Annotated in this window: 17 protein-coding genes and 1 pseudogene; 10 read left to right on the top strand and 8 right to left on the bottom strand. The window is 53.5% G+C overall.

The features are described 5' to 3' along the window. From sadA to trmL, 5 genes and pseudogenes are all read left to right on the top strand, one after another. Positions 1-2,633 (top strand): annotated as a pseudogene (sadA, locus tag ACLD11_RS16075) (trimeric autotransporter adhesin SadA); the annotation flags it as partial. A 298-nt stretch (positions 2,634-2,931) separates the two neighbouring features. After that, on the top strand, positions 2,932-4,587 hold the full coding sequence (lldP, locus tag ACLD11_RS16070; RefSeq protein WP_001055308.1) for an L-lactate permease: 1,656 nt from the start codon (positions 2,932-2,934) through the stop codon (positions 4,585-4,587). Beyond that, the gene (gene lldR, locus ACLD11_RS16065) at positions 4,584-5,360 is read left to right on the top strand and encodes a transcriptional regulator LldR (protein ID WP_000636696.1); all 777 of its coding nucleotides are present in this window, start codon (positions 4,584-4,586) and stop codon (positions 5,358-5,360) included. Before lldP ends, lldR begins: the two co-directional genes overlap by 4 nt. Next, complete coding sequence (lldD, locus tag ACLD11_RS16060; RefSeq protein WP_000586988.1) at positions 5,357-6,547, top strand: quinone-dependent L-lactate dehydrogenase; 1,191 nt, start codon at positions 5,357-5,359, stop codon at positions 6,545-6,547. The genes lldR and lldD overlap by 4 nt, the downstream gene beginning before the upstream one ends. A gap of 64 nt (positions 6,548-6,611) precedes the next feature. Continuing rightward, on the top strand, positions 6,612-7,085 hold the full coding sequence (trmL, locus tag ACLD11_RS16055; RefSeq protein ID WP_411012113.1) for a tRNA (uridine(34)/cytosine(34)/5-carboxymethylaminomethyluridine(34)-2'-O)-methyltransferase TrmL: 474 nt from the start codon (positions 6,612-6,614) through the stop codon (positions 7,083-7,085). A gap of 67 nt (positions 7,086-7,152) precedes the next feature. On the opposite strand, the gene ACLD11_RS16050 is transcribed toward trmL, so the two are convergent. Beyond that, the gene (locus tag ACLD11_RS16050; protein ID WP_001537635.1) at positions 7,153-8,157 is read right to left on the bottom strand and encodes a LacI family DNA-binding transcriptional regulator; all 1,005 of its coding nucleotides are present in this window, start codon (positions 8,155-8,157) and stop codon (positions 7,153-7,155) included. A gap of 318 nt (positions 8,158-8,475) precedes the next feature. Here ACLD11_RS16050 and ACLD11_RS16045 point away from each other — a divergent pair, with 318 nt between their 5' ends. After that, entirely contained in the window at positions 8,476-9,672 is a 1,197-nt protein-coding gene (locus ACLD11_RS16045) for an L-talarate/galactarate dehydratase (protein ID WP_411012112.1), read from the top strand. Between the two features lie 73 nt (positions 9,673-9,745). Next, positions 9,746-11,056 (top strand): MFS transporter, encoded by a 1,311-nt coding sequence (locus ACLD11_RS16040; protein ID WP_001092104.1) that lies wholly within the window; start codon positions 9,746-9,748, stop codon positions 11,054-11,056. Between the two features lie 82 nt (positions 11,057-11,138). On the opposite strand, the gene cysE is transcribed toward ACLD11_RS16040, so the two are convergent. The 5 genes from cysE to ACLD11_RS16015 all read right to left on the bottom strand — a co-directional run bounded on the left by cysE (position 11,139) and on the right by ACLD11_RS16015 (position 14,336). After that, positions 11,139-11,960, bottom strand: coding sequence for a serine O-acetyltransferase (gene cysE, locus ACLD11_RS16035; protein ID WP_001112114.1), 822 nt, complete (start codon positions 11,958-11,960; stop codon positions 11,139-11,141). A 77-nt stretch (positions 11,961-12,037) separates the two neighbouring features. Continuing rightward, positions 12,038-13,057, bottom strand: a complete 1,020-nt coding sequence (gene gpsA / locus ACLD11_RS16030; RefSeq protein WP_001076596.1) for an NAD(P)H-dependent glycerol-3-phosphate dehydrogenase — start codon at positions 13,055-13,057, stop codon at positions 12,038-12,040. Beyond that, positions 13,057-13,524, bottom strand: coding sequence for a protein-export chaperone SecB (gene secB, locus ACLD11_RS16025; protein ID WP_000003370.1), 468 nt, complete (start codon positions 13,522-13,524; stop codon positions 13,057-13,059). The genes gpsA and secB overlap by 1 nt, the downstream gene beginning before the upstream one ends. 43 nt (positions 13,525-13,567) lie before the next feature. Next, on the bottom strand, positions 13,568-13,819 hold the full coding sequence (gene grxC / locus ACLD11_RS16020) for a glutaredoxin 3 (RefSeq protein WP_001273795.1): 252 nt from the start codon (positions 13,817-13,819) through the stop codon (positions 13,568-13,570). 85 nt (positions 13,820-13,904) lie between these two features. Further along, positions 13,905-14,336 (bottom strand): rhodanese-like domain-containing protein, encoded by a 432-nt coding sequence (locus ACLD11_RS16015; protein WP_001156179.1) that lies wholly within the window; start codon positions 14,334-14,336, stop codon positions 13,905-13,907. Between the two features lie 247 nt (positions 14,337-14,583). Between ACLD11_RS16015 and gpmM the strand changes: the two genes are divergently transcribed. From gpmM to ACLD11_RS16000, 3 genes are read left to right on the top strand one after another with little or no spacing between them, the layout of a single operon-like run. After that, entirely contained in the window at positions 14,584-16,128 is a 1,545-nt protein-coding gene (gpmM, locus tag ACLD11_RS16010; RefSeq protein WP_025375046.1) for a 2,3-bisphosphoglycerate-independent phosphoglycerate mutase, read from the top strand. 33 nt (positions 16,129-16,161) lie between these two features. After that, positions 16,162-17,421 carry a murein hydrolase activator EnvC gene (gene envC / locus ACLD11_RS16005; protein ID WP_303071804.1) on the top strand — a complete coding sequence of 420 codons (1,260 nt, stop codon included), beginning with the start codon at positions 16,162-16,164 and terminating at the stop codon, positions 17,419-17,421. Between the two features lie 3 nt (positions 17,422-17,424). Next, entirely contained in the window at positions 17,425-18,387 is a 963-nt protein-coding gene (locus tag ACLD11_RS16000) for a divergent polysaccharide deacetylase family protein (protein ID WP_411012110.1), read from the top strand. Here the strand turns inward: ACLD11_RS16000 and ACLD11_RS15995 are convergent. Further along, positions 18,374-19,408 carry a glycosyltransferase gene (locus ACLD11_RS15995; protein ID WP_411012109.1) on the bottom strand — a complete coding sequence of 345 codons (1,035 nt, stop codon included), beginning with the start codon at positions 19,406-19,408 and terminating at the stop codon, positions 18,374-18,376. The genes ACLD11_RS16000 and ACLD11_RS15995 overlap by 14 nt on opposite strands. A gap of 418 nt (positions 19,409-19,826) precedes the next feature. Next, complete coding sequence (tdh, locus tag ACLD11_RS15990) at positions 19,827-20,852, bottom strand: L-threonine 3-dehydrogenase (RefSeq protein WP_411015102.1); 1,026 nt, start codon at positions 20,850-20,852, stop codon at positions 19,827-19,829. Between the last annotated feature and the right edge of the window lie 7 nt (positions 20,853-20,859).

The raw sequence follows: 20,859 nt of genomic DNA, 5'->3' as shown, positions 1-20,859 counted from the left end.
CCAATACCGACAACATTAACCAGAACACCACTGATATCGCCACCAACACCACCAGTATCAACAGTCTGAGCAACTCCGTCACCATGCTCACCGACGATGCCCTGTTGTGGGATGCAGCCTCTGGCGCATTCAACGCTAACCGCAACGGAAGCGCCAGCAAAATCATTAATGTCGCCGCCGGTGACCTTTCTGAAGACAGTACAGACGCGGTGAACGGCTCCCAGTTGTACGAAACCAACCAGAAGGTGGATCAAAATACCTCTGCTATCGCAGATATTAATACGTCCATCACTAACCTTAGCTCTGACAACCTGAGCTGGAATGAGACAACGAGTTCGTTCTCTGCCAGCCATGGAAGTAGTACGACAAACAAAATTACCAACGTTGCCGCCGGGGAGCTGTCTGAAGGAAGTACCGACGCCGTTAACGGATCGCAGCTGTTCGAAACTAATGAAAAAGTGGATCAGAACACGACCGATATCGCCGCCAATACTACCAACATCACTCAGAACAGCACCGCGATTGAGAACCTGAATACTTCTGTCTCCGACATTAATACGTCCATTACCGGCCTCACTGATAACGCTCTGTTATGGGACGAAGACATCGGCGCTTTCAGCGCAAACCACGGTGGAAGCATCAGTAAAATAACCAATGTCGCCGCCGGGGCGCTTTCTGAGGACAGCACAGACGCAGTAAACGGCTCACAGTTGTATGAAACCAACCAGAAGGTAGATCAAAACACCTCTGCTATCGCGGATATCAATACGTCCATCACCAATCTTGGTACCGATGCACTGAGCTGGGATGACGAAGAGGGTGCGTTCAGCGCCAGCCACGGTACCAGCGGTACCAATAAGATAACCAATGTAGCAGCAGGTGAAATCGCCAGTGACAGTACTGACGCCGTTAATGGCTCTCAGCTCTATGAAACTAACATGTTGATTTCTCAGTATAATGAGTCTATTAGCCAACTAGCCGGCGATACCAGCGAAACCTATATCACGGAAAATGGTACCGGCGTGAAATACATCCGTACGAATGATAGCGGGCTTGAAGGCCAGGATGCATACGCAACGGGTAACGGCGCAACGGCAGTGGGTTACAACGCCGTCGCCTCTGGCGCTGGCAGTCTGGCTCTTGGCCAAAACAGCAGCAGCACCATTGATGGCAGTATCGCTTTGGGCAGTGGCTCCACCTCTAACCGCGCTATTTCATCAGGTATACGAGCAACGAGCGTAACAAGCGATGGCGTCGTCATTGGCTACAATACAACAGACAGAGAGTTGCTGGGCGCGTTGTCATTGGGGACGGATGGAGAAAGCTATCGTCAAATTACCAACGTTGCTGACGGCTCTGAAGCGCAAGATGCGGTAACAGTTCGTCAGTTACAAAATGCCATTGGTGCGGTCACTACTACACCGACCAAGTACTACCACGCAAACTCAACGGAAGAAGATTCACTGGCTGTCGGGACTGACTCACTGGCAATGGGTGCGAAAACCATCGTCAATGCTGATGCAGGTATTGGTATTGGTCTGAATACACTGGTGATGGCTGATGCCATCAACGGTATTGCTATCGGTTCTAACGCACGCGCCAACCATGCAAACAGTATTGCAATGGGTAATGGTTCTCAGACCACTCGCGGCGCACAGACTGACTACACCGCCTACAACATGGACGCACCGCAGAACTCTGTCGGTGAGTTCTCTGTCGGCAGTGAAGACGGTCAACGTCAGATCACTAACGTCGCGGCGGGTTCGGCAGACACCGATGCCGTAAACGTTAGTCAATTGAAAGTCACCGACAGCCGTGTTGCCGCAAATACCGAAAGTATCAATAATCTGAACACGCAGGTGAGTAGTCTTGATACCCGCGTCACCAATATCGAAAACTCTGTCGGCGATATTGTCACTACCGGTAGCACCAAGTACTTCAAGACCAACACCGATGGCGTAGATGCTAATGCGCAGGGTAAAGACAGTGTTGCGATTGGCTCTGGCTCTATTGCTGCCGCTGAAAACAGCGTAGCGTTAGGCACAAATTCAGTCGCAGATGAAGCTAATACTGTGTCTGTCGGCTCTTCTACCCAACAACGCCGTATTACCAACGTTGCCGCAGGGGTGAACAACACTGACGCGGTTAATGTGGCGCAACTGAAAGCTTCAGAAGCAGGCTCCGTTCGTTATGAAACCAATGCAGATGGCTCGGTTAACTATAGCGTGCTCAACCTGGGAGACGGGAGTGGCGGTACTACTCGGATCGGCAATGTTTCAGCGGCGGTGAACGATACGGATGCGGTTAACTATGCGCAATTGAAACGCAGCGTCGAAGAAGCAAACACCTATACCGACCAGAAAATGGGTGAAATGAACAGCAAAATCAAAGGCGTAGAAAACAAGATGAGCGGCGGTATCGCCTCAGCGATGGCCATGGCCGGTCTGCCACAAGCCTACGCCCCGGGCGCCAACATGACCTCGATTGCTGGCGGTACGTTTAATGGTGAAAGTGCCGTCGCCATTGGTGTCTCCATGGTAAGTGAAAGCGGGGGCTGGGTGTATAAATTGCAAGGAACCAGTAACAGCCAGGGCGATTACTCTGCAGCTATTGGCGCTGGCTTCCAGTGGTAATGGAGTAACAATACTCCCGACATCAAAGGCAATGGCATAATGCCATTGCCTTTTTACTTCCCCTTGTTGTCCTCACCCCTTAATTGGCCCTACCAATTCCCGCTGAATCCGGCCACAGATTCACATTTCATTAAATTGACTCAACAATATCGTTGCCAATAAATAACATCTGGTTAACTATTTGTTGTCATTATCCATACACAACAATATTGGCAGGACCACTTTTACACATAATGTGACCCCAACGAGATGAGCAAAGATTCATCCCATTATGCGTGTGGTTCTCAGGAGACCTGCAATGAACCTCTGGCAACAAAACTATGACCCGGCGGGTAATATCTGGCTTTCCAGCCTGATCGCATCACTCCCAATCCTGTTCTTCTTTTTCGCCCTGATTAAACTCAAGCTGAAAGGCTACGTTGCCGCTTCGTGGACGGTCGTTATCGCGCTCGCCGTCGCGCTGCTGTTCTATAAAATGCCGGTCGATCACGCGCTGGCATCGGTCGTGTATGGCTTCTTCTACGGGCTATGGCCGATTGCCTGGATAATCATCGCCGCGGTCTTCGTCTATAAAATTTCGGTAAAGACCGGGCAGTTTGACATTATCCGCTCGTCAATTCTGTCGATTACCCCCGATCAACGTCTGCAAATGCTGATTGTCGGCTTCTGCTTCGGCGCGTTCCTTGAAGGCGCGGCGGGTTTCGGCGCGCCGGTGGCGATAACCGCCGCGCTGCTGGTGGGTCTGGGCTTTAATCCGCTGTATGCGGCAGGGCTGTGCCTGATTGTAAACACCGCGCCAGTCGCCTTTGGCGCGATGGGTATTCCGATTCTGGTTGCCGGACAGGTTACGGGCCTGGACAGCTTTGAAATCGGTCAGATGGTAGGCCGCCAGTTGCCATTCCTGACCATTATCGTGCTGTTCTGGATTATGGCGATTATGGACGGCTGGCGCGGCGTGAAAGAAACCTGGCCTGCGGTAATGGTCTCTGGCGGTTCATTTGCTATCGCCCAGTATCTCAGCTCCAACTTTATCGGGCCGGAACTGCCGGACATTATCTCTTCTCTGGTGTCTCTGGTGTGTCTGACGCTGTTCCTCAAACGTTGGCAGCCGGTACGCATCTTCCGCTTCGGCGATATGGGCGCGTCGCAGGTCGATCAGACGCTGGCCCGTACCCGTTATACGACAGGACAAATTGTTCGCGCCTGGTCGCCGTTCCTGTTCCTGACCGCCACGGTCACTCTCTGGAGCATACCGCCGTTCAAAGCGCTGTTTGCCCCCGGCGGCGCGCTGTATGACTGGGTAATTAACGTTCCGGTACCGTATCTCGATAAACTGGTCGCCCGTATGCCGCCAGTCGTACACGAAGCGACCGCTTACGCGGCGGTGTATAAATTTGACTGGTTCTCCGCCACCGGCACAGCGATCCTGTTTGCCGCGCTGTTGTCTATCGTCTGGCTGAAAATGAAACCCTCAGCCGCAATCCAGACCTTTGGCAGCACGCTGAAAGAGCTGGCGTTGCCGATTTACTCCATCGGCATGGTGCTGGCGTTCGCGTTTATCTCGAACTATTCCGGGCTTTCTTCCACGCTGGCGTTAGCGCTGGCGCACACCGGCAGCGCCTTCACGTTCTTCTCGCCGTTCCTCGGCTGGCTGGGCGTCTTCCTGACCGGGTCCGACACCTCATCTAACGCGCTGTTTGCCTCTCTACAGGCTACCGCGGCGCAGCAAATCGGCGTCTCTGATGTGCTGATGGTGGCGGCGAATACCACTGGAGGCGTAACCGGGAAGATGATCTCGCCACAGTCTATCGCCATCGCCTGCGCGGCGGTGGGACTGGTAGGGAAAGAGTCCGATCTGTTCCGTTTTACCGTCAAACACAGCCTGATCTTCACCTGTATGGTGGGCGTGATCACTACGCTTCAGGCCTATGTTTTAACCTGGATGATTCCGTGATTGTGATGCCAAAACGCCTGTCAGACGAGATTGCCTCTCGCGTGCGGGCGCTGATTGAAGAACAAAACCTGGAAGCGGGCATGAAATTGCCCGCCGAGCGCCAGTTGGCTCTACAGCTTGGCGTATCACGCAACTCTTTACGCGAAGCGCTGGCGAAGCTGGTCAGCGAAGGCGTGCTGGTGAGTCGTCGCGGCGGCGGGACATTTGTCCGCTGGCAGCACGAAACCTGGTCTGAACAGAATATCGTGCAACCGCTGAAAATGCTGATGGCAAACGATCCGGACTACAGTTTCGATATTCTGGAAGCCCGCCACGCCATTGAAGCCAGTACCGCCTGGCACGCCGCCATGCGTGCCACCGCCGCCGACAAAGAGAAAATCAGACTCTGCTTTGATGCGACGCTCAGCGAAGACCCGGATCTCGCCTCCCAGGCCGACGTGCGCTTTCATCTGGCGATCGCGGAAGCCTCGCACAATGTGGTGCTATTGCAAACCATGCGCGGTTTCTTCGACGTCCTGCAATCCTCCGTCAAACAGAGTCGCCAGCGTATGTATCTCGTTCCGCCCGTATTCTCAAAACTGACGGAACAACACCAGGCGGTGATGGACGCCATTCTGGACGGTAACGCCGAGGGCGCGCGTAAAGCGATGATGGCGCACCTCAGTTTTGTCCACACCACGATTAAACGATTTGATGAAGACCAGGCCCGCCAGGCGCGTATTACCCGCCTGCCCGGCGACCATAATGAGATGACCAGGGAGAATAAATCATGATTATTTCAGCAGCCAGCGATTATCGCGCCGCAGCTCAGCGCACACTGCCTCCTTTCCTCTTCCACTACATCGACGGCGGCGCGTATGCGGAATATACCCTGCGCCGAAATGTGGAAGACCTGTCGCAGGTCGCCCTGCGCCAGCGCGTGCTGAAAAATATGTCCGATTTAAGCCTCGAAACGACCCTGTTTAACGAAACGTTGTCGATGCCGGTGGCATTAGCGCCGGTAGGTCTGTGCGGCATGTACGCCCGTCGCGGCGAAGTACAGGCCGCCGCCGCCGCAGACGCAAAGGGCATTCCGTTCACCCTTTCCACCGTCTCCGTCTGTCCGATTGAAGAAGTTGCACCAACCATTAAGCGCCCGATGTGGTTCCAGCTTTATGTACTGCGTGACCGGGGCTTTATGCGCAACGCGCTTGAACGTGCGAAAGCGGCGGGCTGCTCCACGCTGGTCTTTACCGTCGATATGCCAACGCCGGGCGCGCGCTACCGTGACGCCCACTCCGGGATGAGCGGCCCAAACGCGGCCATGCGCCGTTACTGGCAGGCGGTGATGCACCCTAAATGGGCGTGGGATGTCGGCCTGAACGGTCGCCCGCATGATTTAGGCAATATTTCCGCCTATCTGGGTAAACCGACCGGCCTTGAGGACTATATCGGCTGGCTGGCAAATAACTTCGATCCGTCCATCTCCTGGAAAGATCTGGAATGGATACGCGAATTCTGGGACGGCCCAATGGTGATCAAAGGGATCCTCGATCCAGAAGATGCCCGCGATGCGGTACGTTTCGGCGCTGACGGTATCGTGGTGTCGAATCACGGCGGCCGCCAGCTCGATGGCGTGCTCTCTTCCGCCCGCGCCCTGCCCGCCATTGCCGATGCGGTGAAAGGCGATATCGCCATTCTGGCAGATAGCGGGATTCGTAACGGGCTGGATGTCGTGCGTATGATTGCGTTGGGGGCCGATACCGTACTGCTGGGTCGGGCCTATCTCTACGCGCTGGCGACGGCAGGAAAAGCGGGTGTCGCCAATCTGCTGGACCTGATCGAGAAAGAGATGAAAGTCGCCATGACCCTGACCGGCGCGAAATCCATTAGCGAAATCAGTGGCGATTCACTGGTGCAGGAACTGGGGAAAAGTTTGCCCGCCGCGCTGGCGCCAATGAGCAAAGGCGATGCCGCCTGAACGCCTGGCGCGTGAGAGCCCGGTAAATTTCTGCTATTCTGCCCCCCGCATTTAAGGGGGCATCATGCTTAACATCGTACTCTTCGAACCAGAAATCCCGCCGAATACCGGCAACATCATTCGTCTTTGCGCCAATACCGGCTTTCGTCTGCACATCATCGAACCGATGGGGTTTACCTGGGATGATAAGCGCTTACGCCGCGCAGGGCTGGACTATCACGAATTCGCCGCGGTTCAGCGCCATCACGATTATGCCGCTTTTGTCGCCGCTGAAAATCCGCAGCGCCTGTTTGCGTTGACGACAAAGGGCACGCCCGCCCATAGCGCCGTAAGCTATCAGGATGGCGATTATTTGATGTTTGGCCCGGAAACGCGCGGCCTGCCCGCCAGCATTCTCGATACGTTGCCTAAAGAGCAGAAGATTCGCATTCCGATGATGCCGGATAGCCGTAGCATGAACCTGTCGAATGCGGTGTCGGTGGTGGTGTATGAAGCATGGCGCCAGTTAGGATACTCCGGCGCGGTGTTGCGATCGTAATATATTCAATGCCGGATGGCGGCTGACGCCTGATCCGGCCTGGCCGATCCCGATGGCATGTTCCCGTTTATGCGGACTCTCGCTCAATCAAATGAAAGCCAATATCCACAATAGCTTCTGCGCACGGTTTCTGTTCAATACGATCGGCCAACAGCGTAGCGGCGCGCTGGCCAATGGCGCGTCTGTCAACGCTTACGGTAGTAATTGATGGTCGATTGCTGGCGGCAAAATCAAGGTCGCCAAAACCAATAACCGCTAAATCATGCGGAATGCGCAAACCACGGCTTTCCGCCTCCATCATCGCCCCCTGTGCCAGGGTATCAGAACTGCAAACAATGACATCAAACGTCCCTTCGTCAAAAAGCTGGCTTAAACCGCTGCGCCCCAGCGAAAGCGATGCCGGAAGGGGGACATCTACCTGCGGTACGGCATGAATAGCGTGGCGTTGAAGAACACTACATAACCCCTGCTTACGTTGCGCGGCTCGGCGATCGGCGGTCCACAACAAGCCGGGACGACGATAGCCCTTACTCAGAAGATACTCCCCCGTCGCCTGCCCGACTTTTTCATGGGAAAAACCGACCAGCATATCAAGCGGTGTGGGCGTTAAGTCCCAAATTTCCACCACCGGAATAGCCGCGTTCAGGATGACCTTTTTCAGTTCTATCGTGTGATGGATCCCGGTAAGCACCACGCCATCGGGGCGGCGGGAAAGCAGTGTCGCCACCAATTCCGCTTCCGTTTGTTCGGTATATCCCGCCACGCACAGCAATATGTGATATCCGCGTCGGGCCAGTTCATCGCTCAGCGACTGGATGGTATCGACAAACATGTTGTTGTTAATTTGCGGCACGACGACAGCGATTAATTTACTCCGTCGCGACGCCAGACCACCGGCTAACGCGTTGGGTATGTAGCCTGTGACGCGAACCGCCTGCATGACTTTCTCAACCGTTTTGGGGCGAACCAGTTGTGGCGAATTCAATGCCCGGCTGACTGTCATCGGAGACAGCCCGGCGCTACGTGCTACATCTTCCAGCGTTGGCGCACGAGGTGATTTGGTTCTCTTCACGTCTGATGCCCCTGCAAAGATTGGCTGATTTATCCGCGCATTATTCATCATGCCTGCGGCTATTGCCAGCTTCGCATCAGGAAAGGCCGTAAATACAGTAGCTTATCAAGCTCAGCCATTACAAAATGATAGCGCCATCATTTTGTATTATGCATTTCCCCAGATATTTTTGGATCGTGATCTATTTTGCAATAAATCCTGCTTTTTATGCGACATATGTGATCAAATGTTCAAATCAACATCAACTTTCTGGATCCTGCGTTCGCTTAATAATAAAAATGTTAGCGCAATCATTTTGTGTTTATCAGGAGAAAAAAAATGGCTTTAAGCGCGAATTCCGACGCCGTGATGTATGCAAAAGCGGCGAATACCAGAACCGTGGCAGAAACCAGCGATCGTATCGAATGGGTGAAGCTATCACTGGCTTTTCTACCGCTGGCGACGCCAGTGAGTGACGCGAAGGTACTGACCGGTCGCCAGAAACCTTTGACCGAAGTGGCAATCATCATTGCCGAAATCCGCAGTCGCGACGGCTTTGAGGGCGTTGGTTTTAGCTACTCCAAACGTGCTGGCGGCCAGGGTATTTATGCTCACGCCAAAGAGATAGCCGACAATCTACTGGGCGAAGATCCCAATGATATCGACAAAATATACACTAAGCTGCTGTGGGCCGGAGCCTCAGTGGGGCGTAGCGGGATGGCGGTACAGGCTATCTCCCCTATCGATATCGCCTTATGGGATATGAAGGCTAAACGTGCCGGTCTGCCACTGGCAAAACTGTTGGGCGCGCACCGCGACTCCGTTCAGTGTTACAACACCTCAGGGGGGTTCTTGCATACACCGCTCGATCAAGTGCTGAAAAATGTGGTGATTTCCCGCGAAAATGGCATTGGCGGTATTAAGTTGAAAGTCGGACAACCCAACTGCGCTGAGGATATTCGCCGCTTAACCGCAGTACGTGAAGCGCTTGGGGATGAGTTCCCGTTAATGGTTGACGCTAACCAGCAGTGGGATCGCGAAACGGCTATCCGCATGGGGCGTAAAATGGAACAGTTCAATCTTATCTGGATTGAAGAACCATTAGATGCTTACGACATCGAAGGCCACGCCCAGCTTGCTGCCGCGCTGGATACGCCTATCGCCACCGGGGAAATGCTGACCAGTTTCCGGGAACACGAGCAGTTGATTCTGGGCAATGCCAGCGATTTCGTTCAGCCAGATGCGCCGCGTGTCGGCGGTATCTCTCCGTTCCTGAAGATTATGGATCTGGCGGCGAAACACGGGCGTAAGCTGGCGCCGCACTTTGCGATGGAAGTACACCTGCACCTTTCCGCAGCGTATCCCCTGGAGCCGTGGCTGGAACATTTCGAGTGGCTGAATCCATTATTCAACGAGCAACTTGAGCTGCGCGATGGCCGCATGTGGATTTCCGATCGTCATGGTCTGGGTTTCACGCTCAGTGAACAAGCGCGCCGTTGGACACAATTAACATGTGAATTTGGCAAACGCCCTTAACCCGACTGGCGGGAATCCGTCCCGCCTCTCTTACCTTACAGGATGCATTCTGCCCTTATCTGAGGAGTAGATAATGAACACAATAATAAAGCGCACAAAAGTGCGTCATACCATTCTTATATTTTTATTTCTTGCTACCGTATTTAATTATGCGGATCGCGCAACTCTATCCGTAGTTGCCCCAATAATGAGTAAAGAATTAGGTTTTGATCCGGAAGCGATGGGCCTGGCCTTCTCCTCATTTGGTATTGCCTATGTCATTATGCAACTCCCCGGTGGTTGGCTATTAGACCGCTACGGTTCACGACTGGTTTACGGTTGCGCATTGATTGGCTGGTCGTTAGTAACCATGTTTCAGGGAACGATCTATCTGTATGGCAGCCCATTAATTGTACTGGTTATTCTACGTCTGCTGATGGGCGCGATTGAAGCGCCTGCCTTTCCGGCGAACAGTCGTTTAAGCGTACAATGGTTTCCCAATAATGAACGAGGTTTCGTTACTTCAGTTTATCAGGCTGCACAATATATCTCGCTGGGCATTATCACCCCGCTAATGACGATCATTCTGCATAATTTAAGCTGGCATTTTGTCTTCTATTATATTGGCGCTATTGGTGTGATGCTCGGTATATTCTGGTTAATGAAAGTCAAAGATCCGATGCACCACCCAAAAGTTAATCAAGCGGAAATTGACTATATTCGTAGCGGTGGTGGCGAGCCCTCTCTGGGCTGTAAAAAGGAGCCGCAGAAAATAACGTTCGCGCAGATTAAAACCGTCTGTGTTAACCGGATGATGATCGGTGTTTACATCGGGCAATTCTGCGTCACCTCTATCACCTGGTTCTTCCTGACCTGGTTCCCGACCTACCTGTACCAGGCGAAAGGCATGTCGATTCTGAAAGTCGGTTTCGTGGCCAGTATTCCAGCCATTGCCGGTTTTATTGGCGGCCTGCTCGGCGGCGTGTTCTCCGACTGGCTGCTCAAACGCGGCTATAGCCTTACCGTCGCGCGGAAACTGCCTGTTATCTGCGGTATGTTGCTCTCTTGCGTAATTGTGATCGCCAACTACACCTCTTCAGAATTTGTGGTCATTGCGGCGATGAGTCTGGCCTTTTTTGCCAAAGGGTTTGGTAACCTGGGCTGGTGCGTACTCAGCGACACCTCGCCGAAGGAAGTTCTGGGTATTGCCGGCGGCGTATTTAACATGTGTGGCAATATGGCAAGCATCGTTACGCCACTGGTCATCGGCGTGATTCTTGCCAATACTCAGTCGTTCGACTTTGCCATTTTATACGTTGGCTCGATGGGACTTATTGGTCTCATTTCATATCTGTTTATCGTCGGCCCGCTGGATCGCATCACGCTGACATCATCCGCAGCCTGATTGTCCACATTGCGAATTCTTCGCTCCGCTGTTCCGGGATTGCACTCCATCGGAACAGCGTTTTTTAGTTGTACCGCGCAATTCAGATGCCGTCGCCATACTCAAACGTATGGTGTAGCCCGTTGAAATGCTGGTCCATATCCATCGACGGCTTATCGCTGCCCGGCTTGCCGACAATACGCGCCGGAACGCCTGCGGCGGTAGTGTGCGGCGGGACAGGCTGTAAAACAACGGAACCTGCGCCAATTTTCGCGCCGCGCCCCACCTCGATATTGCCGAGAATTTTCGCGCCCGCGCCAATCATCACGCCTTCGCGGATTTTAGGATGACGATCGCCGCTCGTTTTCCCGGTACCGCCCAGGGTGACGGATTGCAGGATCGACACATCATCTTCAATAACCGCCGTCTCCCCCACCACAATACCGGTGGCATGGTCGAGCATAATCCCGCGGCCAATTTTCGCTGCCGGGTGAATATCCACCTGAAACGAGACCGAAACCTGATTTTGCAGGAAGATAGCCAGCGCGCGACGACCTTTATTCCACAACCAGTGACCAATGCGGTAGGCCTGTAGCGCATGAAAGCCTTTCAGATATAACAGCGGCGTGGAGTATTTATCCACCGCCGGATCGCGAGTGCGCACGGCCTGAATATCGCAGGCTGCCGACGCGATCATTTCCGGGTCGGCGGCATAGGCTTCTTCAACTACTTCACGGATAGCGATAGCGGGCATGATGGGCGAAGCCAGTTTATTTGCCAGCATATAGCTCAGCGCACTGCCCAGATTTTCATGCTTGAGTAGCGTGGCGTGATAAAAACTGGCCAACATAGGCTCACAGTCAGCTAAAGCGCGGGCTTCAGCTTTAATATTCTTCCAGACGATTTCCAGTTCTTCACACGGCATGGCTTACTCCAGACGGGCAGAAAACGACCAACCCGTTCTGTGCGGGTTGGGTCGTTTATGCAAACAGTTCCTTACGGCTAGTGGCGACTCAGCTCTTCCTTGCGGGCGCGACCTAATAACGTTAATGCTGCCTCGCGCGCGTTTTTTCCGCAATACAATACTTGATAAATTTCCTCGGTTATTGGCATTTCAACACCAAAACGGTGCGCCAATTCACGAACTTCTTTCGTATTGCGATAGCCTTCGACCACCTGGCCAATCTTATCCTGCGCGCCTTTAACGTCCATGCCCTGGCCAAGCATCATGCCAAAACGACGGTTGCGCGACTGGTTGTCGGTACAGGTCAGCACCAGATCGCCTAAACCCGCCATCCCCATAAAGGTGGCGGGATCGGCACCAAGCGCTGCGCCAAGCCGCGACATTTCGGTCAGTCCACGCGTGATTAGCGCCGTGCGGGCGTTCGCGCCGAAGCCGATGCCGTCAGACATCCCCGCGCCAATCGCAATCACGTTTTTCACCGCGCCGCCAAGCTGCACGCCGATAAAATCCGCATTGATATAGACGCGAAAACTTTTTCCGCAGTGCAACAGTTGCTGGAGATCGTCGGCAAAGGTCTCATCGGTTGAGGCCAGCGAGATTGCCGTCGGCAAACCCGCCGCCAGCTCTTTAGCGAACGTCGGACCGGAAATCACCGCCAGCGGGATTTGATCGCCTAACGCCTCGCGAGCGACATCCTGCAACAGGCGCCCCGTTTCCGCTTCCAGGCCTTTGGTCGCCCATACCAGACGCGCATCCGGACGCATCAGCGGTTTAATCTGCCGCAGCACGTCGCTGAAAACATGGCTTGGCACCACCACCAGAATGTTACGACTGGCCGCCAGCGCGGTTGCTAAGTCGCTTTCCAGGTGTAACGTATCGGGAAAAGGCACATCGGGAAGGAACGCGACGTTGCAGCGATCGTGCTCCAGGGTCGCGATATGTTTTGGGTCGTGGCCCCACAGGACAACCTGGTGGCCGTTTCTCGCCAGAGTGATGGCAAGAGCGGTGCCGTACGAGCCGGCACCGATGACTGTCATTGACGCATTACTTTGGTTCATCAGGCATCCTGATGTTCTTCAGTACCTTCGCCAGCCTGCTGCTGCAAATAGTTCATGAACAGCGCATCAAAATTGACCGGCGCAAGGTTCAGTTGCGGGAACGTACCGCGTGAAACCAGGCTGGTGATGCACTCGCGAGCATACGGGAACAGAATGTTCGGGCAGTATGCGCCCAGGCAATGCGCCATCTGAGTACCTTCAATACCGCTGATGGAGAAAATACCGGCCTGCTGAACTTCGCACAGGAACGCGGTTTCTTCCCCCAGGGAAGCCGTTACGGTAACACGCAGCACAACTTCATAAACGTCATCCGCCAGTTGGGAAGATGCCGTATCAAGATCCAGTTTAACCTCTGGCTGCCAATCTTTCTGGAAAACATGCGGTGCGTTTGGCGCTTCGAAAGAAACATCCTTGGTATAGATACGTTGGATCTGGAAAGCCATTTCAGTGTTATTTTGTTCTGACATGTGTAAAACCCTTTAGTGTTGTCCTTAAATACTTGAGTACGCCTTAACGCAACAGCGGATCCAGTCCACCACGCGCATCCAGCGCATACAAGTCGTCACAACCGCCAATGTGCTGTGCATCAATAAAAATTTGCGGAACCGTCGTTCGGCCACTACGTTTGATCATCTCTTCACGCTTCACGGCGTCGCCGTCAATCGCAATTTCCTGGAAACTCACGCCCTTGCTGTTTAACAGCGCCTTTGCACGATGGCAAAACGGGCAGGTTGCTTTGGTGTAGATTTCAATATTGGCCATGACTTCGCTCCTGTTTTTTACCCGATGGATTTCATGTCGACGCAAGGGCAAGTCATTCCCCTTACGTCATGAAAACGACGGGTAATCACTTACCGCGCACCAGAGGCAGATTCTCGCCGCTCCAGCCTGCTACGCCTTCTTTCAACACAAAGACCTTTTCAAAGCCGGCTTTTGTCAGCGCGTTAGCGGATTCCTGGCACTGCATACCAGAACCGTCGACCACGATAATCGGCTTGTCTTTGTGCTTTTCCAGTTCGCCAACATTGTTGGCTTTGATTTCGCTCGGCAGCAAATTGGTCGCGCCAGCGATATGGCCTTTACGGAAATCGTCACGTTGACGTAAATCCACAACAACGGCGTCCTCTTTGTTGATAAGGCGCGTGGCTTCGCCGCGTGTAATCACCTTAACTTTTGAAGTCAGACCTTTGAACGTGGTAAATAAAACCGCCACCAGTAACGCAATCCAGGCGATACTCAGTATGGGATGACGGCCAACAAATTGCATAATTTCTTGCATGGGGGGTAACAACTCCCGACGTAGTGATTAAAAAACCAGGAAAGGAGTATACCTGCGCAGTGGCGCAAATACAGCCAGAGCGTGCACTGGAATGCATTTTTGCGGGGCACTACGAAAAAAAATCACGCTATTGCTTGCCTTCTCACACCAGCGCGATCCCTTTCTTTGATCTTCTGAGGCTATTTTATCGATTCAGCTGTAGTAAAATTACGCAATTATTTTGTCTATTGAGTATGAGGTTGTCGCAATGTCGGTTTCTAAAAAACCTATGGTACTGGTGATTCTGGATGGCTACGGCTACCGTGAAGAACAGCAGGATAACGCTATCTTAAACGCCAAAACCCCGGTGATGGATGCTCTGTGGGCAAAACGTCCGCATACCCTGATCGACGCATCCGGTCTGGAAGTGGGTCTGCCTGACCGCCAGATGGGCAACTCCGAAGTGGGCCACGTTAACCTGGGCGCAGGTCGCATTGTTTATCAGGACCTGACGCGTCTGGACGTTGAAATTAAAGAACGTACTTTCTTTGCTAACCCAGTCCTGACCAATGCGGTAGACCAGGCGAAAAACGCCGGTAAAGCGGTTCATATTATGGGTCTGCTGTCCGCGGGCGGCGTCCACAGCCACGAAGATCACATTATGGCGATGGTGGAACTGGCCGCAGATCGCGGCGCAGAAAAAATCTATCTGCACGCCTTCCTCGACGGTCGCGACACGCCGCCGCGCAGCGCTGAAGCCTCGCTGAAAAAATTCGAAGACAAATTCGCCGCGCTGGGCAAAGGCCGCGTGGCGTCTATCGTCGGTCGTTACTACGCTATGGACCGCGACAACCGTTGGGATCGCGTGGAAAAAGCGTATGATCTGATGACCCTGGCGCAGGGCGAATTCCAGGCGGATACCGCTGTGGCTGGCCTGCAGGCCGCTTACGCTCGTGATGAAAACGATGAGTTTGTCAAAGCGACCGTTATCCGCGCCGAGGGCCAGGCTGATGCGGCGATGGAAGACGGCGACACGCTGATTTTCATGAACTTCCGCGCTGACCGCGCGCGCGAAATCACCCGCGCTTTCGTTAACGCCGATTTCGACGGCTTTGCGCGTAAGAAAGTGGTTAATCTGAACTTTGTGATGCTGACCGAATACGCCGCCGACATCAAAACTGCCGTTGCCTACCCACCAGCGTCGCTGGCGAATACCTTTGGCGAATGGATGGCGAAAAACGATAAAACCCAACTGCGTATTTCCGAAACGGAAAAATATGCGCACGTAACCTTTTTCTTTAACGGCGGCGTAGAAGAACCGTTTGCTGGCGAAGAGCGCATTCTGATCAACTCCCCGAAAGTGGCCACTTATGACCTGCAACCGGAAATGAGCTCTGCAGAATTGACTGAAAAATTGGTCGCGGCGATCGAAAGCGGTAAGTACGACACCATCATTTGTAACTATCCAAACGGCGATATGGTCGGTCATACCGGCGTGATGGAAGCCGCCATCAAAGCGGTGGAAGCGTTGGATAACTGCATTGAACAGGTAACAAAAGCGGTTGAGTCCGTTGGTGGACAACTGTTGATTACCGCGGACCACGGCAACGCGGAGCAGATGCGCGATCCGGCGACCGGTCAGGCGCATACCGCCCACACCAACCTGCCGGTGCCGCTGATTTATGTCGGCGAGAAAAACGTGAAGGCGGTCGAAGGCGGCAAACTTTCAGACATTGCGCCTACCATGCTGTCGCTGATGGGGATGGAAATCCCGCAAGAGATGACTGGTAAGCCGCTGTTCATCGTGGAATAATCCCTCCCCATGAGGGGAAAGGCGATTAACACCATTCAACAGGCCGTGAAACCAAGAACGTTTTCAGTCAGGCCTTTGTTCTACGCCAGCGTACTTAGCGCTGGCGTATTGTTGTGCGCCTTTTCCGCCCACGCGGATGACCGTGATCAACTCAAATCTATTCAGGCCGATATCGCCGCGAAAGAACGCGACGTACGCCAGCAGCAGCAACAGCGCGCCAGCCTCCTGGCACAACTTAAAGCCCAGGAAGAGGCCATCTCGGCCGCAGCGCGTAAGCTGCGCGAAACGCAAAGCACTCTGGATCAGTTAAACGCGCAAATTGATGAGATGAACGCCTCAATTGCCAGACTGGAGCAGCAAAAAGCCAGCCAGGAGCGTAATCTCGCCGCGCAGTTGGACGCCGCTTTCCGCCAGGGCGAACACACCGGCATTCAGCTTATTCTTAGCGGAGAAGAAAGCCAGCGTGGGCAACGCCTGCAGGCCTACTTCGGCTATCTGAACCAGGCGCGCCAGGAGACTATCGCCGAACTGAAACAGACTCGCGAACAGGTCGCCACGCAAAAAGCCGAGCTGGAAGAAAAGCAAAGCCAACAACAAACGTTGCTGTATGAGCAGCGCGCCCAGCAGGCGAAGCTGGAGCAGGCGCGTAATGAACGTAAGAAAACGCTTGCCGGACTGGAGTCGTCTATTCAGCAAGGCCAGCAACAGTTAAGCGAACTACGCGCCAACGAATCACGCCTGCGCAACAGTATCGCGCGGGCGGAAGCGGCGGCCAAAGCGCGAGCGGAGCGTGAAGCCCGCGAAGCGCAGGCGGTACGCGACAAGCAGCAGGAAGCCTCGCGTAAAGGCAGCACCTATAAGCCGACGGAAAGCGAGCGCTCGCTAATGTCCCGCACCGGCGGTCTGGGCGCGCCTCGCGGTCAGGCATACTGGCCGGTACGCGGCCCGATATTGCATCGCTATGGCGAACGGCTGCAGGGTGAGCTACGTTGGAAGGGGATGGTGATCGGCGCGTCGGAAGGCACCGAGGTCAAAGCCATCGCCGACGGCAGGGTGATTCTGGCGGACTGGTTGCAAGGCTATGGCCTGGTGGTGGTCGTGGAGCATGGTAAAGGCGATATGAGCCTTTACGGCTATAACCAGAGCGCGCTGGTCAGCGTAGGCGCGCAGGTGCGCGCCGGACAACCTATCGCCCTTGTGGGCAGTAGCGGCGGTCAGGGCAGACCCTCGCTTTATTTCGAAATTCGTCGCCAGGGTCAGGCCGTCAATCCACAGCCGTGGTTGGGAAGATAAGTTTTGCCTCAGTATCGTCGCTCCATTCTCACGCTGGCCACTTTGCTGGCGTTTGCACATCCCGTTTTCGCTGGCAAGCTCGCCATCGTGATTGATGATTTTGGCTATCGCCCGCACACGGAAAACCAGGTTCTGGCGCTGCCGCCAAACATCTCCGTCGCCGTACTGCCCAACGCGCCGCACGCGCGCGAAATGGCAACTAAAGCGCACAATAGCGGGCATGAGGTGTTAATCCATCTGCCGATGGCGCCGCTAAGCAAACAGCCGCTGGAGAAGGATACGCTGCGACCAGATATGAGCAGCGATGAGATCGAGCGCATTATCCGCGAGGCGGTAAACAACGTGCCGTATGCCGTCGGGCTTAATAACCACATGGGCAGCGCAATGACTTCCAGCCTGTTCGGTATGCAAAAAGTTATGCAGGCGCTGGAACATTACAATCTCTATTTTCTCGACAGCATGACGATTGGCAATAGCCAGGCGATGCGCGCGGCATCCGGTACGGGTGTGAAAGTGATCAAGCGCAAAGTGTTCCTCGACGATACGCAAAACGAGGCGGATATCCGCCGTCAGTTTAATCGCGCTATCGAACTGGCCCGTCGCAACGGTTCCGCTATCGCGATTGGTCATCCGCATCCCGCAACGGTTCGCGTGCTGCAACAGATGGTTTATCGCCTGCCGGCGGATATCACCCTGGTACGCCCAGGCAGCCTGCTCAACGAACCGCAGGTAGATACGTCCCGACCGGGTGTGACGCCGCAGAAAATTGACGCACCGCGCAACCCCTTTCGCGGCGTGAAGATGTGCAAGCCGAAAAAACCGCTGCAACCGGTCTACGCTACGCGCTTTTTCAGCGTCATCGGCGAGAGCATTACGCAAAGTTCCGTGGTTGTCTGGTTTCAGCACCAGTGGCAAGGCTGGGGGAAAATCGCCGCGCCTAAAAACGTGAGCGCTAAGACAGATTGAGCGCCTTACGGGCCATACGACGGTGCGACAAGGTTTTGTCGCGCCATTGCCACAGCCGGAAAGACCAGAGTAGCGTCTGATAAGCCGCTTTCGCGCTGCGGACGTTAGCCATCATCCGTCTATACATGCCAGAAGTAAAAATTTCGGCAATCATACGCTGGCGGGTCAAAATATCAGGTTCTTTACGCACCGCATGACAAACGCGTAACGCTTCCCAGGTAATTTGCTGGCGAAATTCCGGGTAAATCGGAATACGATGGGCATAATCACGATTGAGCTTTTCTAATAATCGCGTAATTTTAATATAATGCCGCTGATAATTAAGATTTTTATTGCCTTGTCTTTGCAAACGGCTTACCGAATTATCATGCAGGAAATATTTATATAATGATTGTTCGGTATAACGTACGCGCGTGGCATTAAACATAACTTCCGTCGACCATAATATGTCCTGATGATGTAGTCCGGGAACGAAAGTAATATTGTTATCGATAATTATCGCACGTCGATAAACGCCCATCCAGACAACATGCGTCCAGCGCCGCGAGGCCAGCGCCATACGCAACCAATCCGGTCCGCTTAATACCCCGGTGGAGCGCAGACGATCGGTCGGAATAGATTGCCAGGCGTGCCCGGTTTTTCGGGCGCACCAGTCCGCATTACACTGCGCAATGTCCAGATCATCGTTAAGCGCCATGGTCATCAGCGTTTCATACATCTTCGGGTAGACCAGGTCATCCGCATCGACAAAGGCGACGTAATCGCCGGTCGCCGCTTGCAGGCCAAGATTACGGGCGACAGATGCGCCAGCATTGGCCTGATGAAGCAGTCGAACATGCGGGTAATGTTCCGCGTAATGTTTTGCTATCTCAACGGAATGATCTGTCGATCCATCATTCACAATAATAATTTCCAGCGCCGACCACGTTTGCGCGATTAACGACGCCATGCAAGCATTAAAATCCGCTCCCGCATTATATAACGGGACAATGATACTCACTTTGGTTTTACTATTTTTCATAACGATTACCAGAAAAACCTTAATTTACCCTGCCTTTATACTGTGGCTCTATTAAGAAACTATTAAGCCGCCATAATTAATTTTTACAGTAAAAAGCAAGCACAAAACTCAGAGTAGAGCGTGACATTAGCGAGTAAAATAAGAGTAAAGCGCAATTACGAATGCTTGATGTCTATGACAATTCTTTACGGCTTTCCAGATTTTCCCTAACAAAAAAGGTTGGCGAATGACACCAACCTTTTACGATGAAACGTATATCAGACCCGATAAATATCATCGGGTCTCTATACCCTTCATACTTCAAGTTGCTTATGTGTTGGCTACGCTCGTTCACCCCAGTCACATAGTTATCTATGCTCCTGGGGACTCACTCCCTTGCCGCCTTTAAGCAACTCGAATTATTTTGGGTATATACATATTAATCCCAGCTCAGAATGACTTTTCCTGACTGGCCTGAACGCATGGCGTCAAAACCTTTCTGGAAATCATCAATAGAGAAACGATGGGTGATAATCGGTGACAGATCCAGACCGGACTGGATCAGCGCCGCCATTTTGTACCACGTTTCGAACATCTCACGACCATAAATACCTTTAATGAACAGGCCCTTAAAGATGACTTTTGTCCAGTCGATAGACATATCTGATGGCGGAATCCCCAGCATCGCAATACGACCGCCGTGATTCATGGTGTCCAGCATGGTACGAAACGCCGGCGGCGCGCCGGACATCTCCAGACCCACATCGAACCCTTCGGTCATTCCCAGCTCCGCCATGACGTCGTTCAGGCTCTCTTTCGCGACGTTGACCGCGCGGGTGACGCCCATTTTACGCGCCAGCTCCAGACGGTATTCATTGACGTCAGTAATCACCACATGACGCGCGCCGACATGTTTCGCCACCGCGGCGGCCATTACGCCGATTGGCCCCGCCCCCGATACCAGTACATCTTCGCCGACCAGATCGAAAGACAGCGCCGTATGCACCGCATTACCAAACGGGTCGAAAATAGAGGCTAAATCATCAGAAATGTTATCCGGGATTTTAAACGCATTGAACGCCGGGATGACCAGGTATTCCGCAAAGCAGCCGGGACGGTTGACGCCCACGCCGGTGGTGTTGCGACACAGGTGAGTACGACCGCCGCGGCAGTTGCGGCAATGACCGCAGGTGATATGACCTTCGCCGGAGACGCGATCGCCGATTTTAAAGCCTTTCACTTCCTGACCGATGCCGACCACTTTGCCGACATATTCATGCCCCACGACCATCGGAACCGGGATGGTTTTTTGCGACCAGTCATCCCAGTTATAGATGTGAACGTCAGTGCCGCAGATGGCTGTTTTACGGATTTTAATCAGCAAATCGTTATGGCCGACTTCCGGTTCCGGAACGTCGGTCATCCAGATGCCCTCTTCCGCTTTCAGTTTGGATAACGCTTTCATCTTACAT

Origin of the sequence: Salmonella sp. 741265116_PST (genome assembly GCF_046567715.1) — a bacterium.
Taxonomy (GTDB): domain Bacteria; phylum Pseudomonadota; class Gammaproteobacteria; order Enterobacterales; family Enterobacteriaceae; genus Salmonella; species Salmonella enterica.
The sequence above is the reverse complement of the archived record's forward strand: the minus strand, read 5'-3'. Positions and strand labels throughout refer to the sequence as shown.

What these genes read in the sequence shown, in the direction of transcription:
- lldP (WP_001055308.1), top strand. Translation starts at nt 2,932, where the DNA reads ATGAACCTCTGGCAACAAAACTATGACCCGGCGGGTAATATCTGGCTT.
- lldD (WP_000586988.1), top strand. Translation starts at nt 5,357, where the DNA reads ATGATTATTTCAGCAGCCAGCGATTATCGCGCCGCAGCTCAGCGCACA.
- trmL (WP_411012113.1), top strand. Translation starts at nt 6,612, where the DNA reads ATGCTTAACATCGTACTCTTCGAACCAGAAATCCCGCCGAATACCGGC.
- ACLD11_RS16045 (WP_411012112.1), top strand. Translation starts at nt 8,476, where the DNA reads ATGGCTTTAAGCGCGAATTCCGACGCCGTGATGTATGCAAAAGCGGCG.
- ACLD11_RS16040 (WP_001092104.1), top strand. Translation starts at nt 9,746, where the DNA reads ATGAACACAATAATAAAGCGCACAAAAGTGCGTCATACCATTCTTATA.
- cysE (WP_001112114.1), bottom strand. Translation starts at nt 11,960, where the DNA reads ATGCCGTGTGAAGAACTGGAAATCGTCTGGAAGAATATTAAAGCTGAA.
- gpsA (WP_001076596.1), bottom strand. Translation starts at nt 13,057, where the DNA reads ATGAACCAAAGTAATGCGTCAATGACAGTCATCGGTGCCGGCTCGTAC.
- secB (WP_000003370.1), bottom strand. Translation starts at nt 13,524, where the DNA reads ATGTCAGAACAAAATAACACTGAAATGGCTTTCCAGATCCAACGTATC.
- grxC (WP_001273795.1), bottom strand. Translation starts at nt 13,819, where the DNA reads ATGGCCAATATTGAAATCTACACCAAAGCAACCTGCCCGTTTTGCCAT.
- ACLD11_RS16015 (WP_001156179.1), bottom strand. Translation starts at nt 14,336, where the DNA reads ATGCAAGAAATTATGCAATTTGTTGGCCGTCATCCCATACTGAGTATC.
- gpmM (WP_025375046.1), top strand. Translation starts at nt 14,584, where the DNA reads ATGTCGGTTTCTAAAAAACCTATGGTACTGGTGATTCTGGATGGCTAC.
- ACLD11_RS15995 (WP_411012109.1), bottom strand. Translation starts at nt 19,408, where the DNA reads ATGAAAAATAGTAAAACCAAAGTGAGTATCATTGTCCCGTTATATAAT.
- tdh (WP_411015102.1), bottom strand. Translation starts at nt 20,852, where the DNA reads ATGAAAGCGTTATCCAAACTGAAAGCGGAAGAGGGCATCTGGATGACC.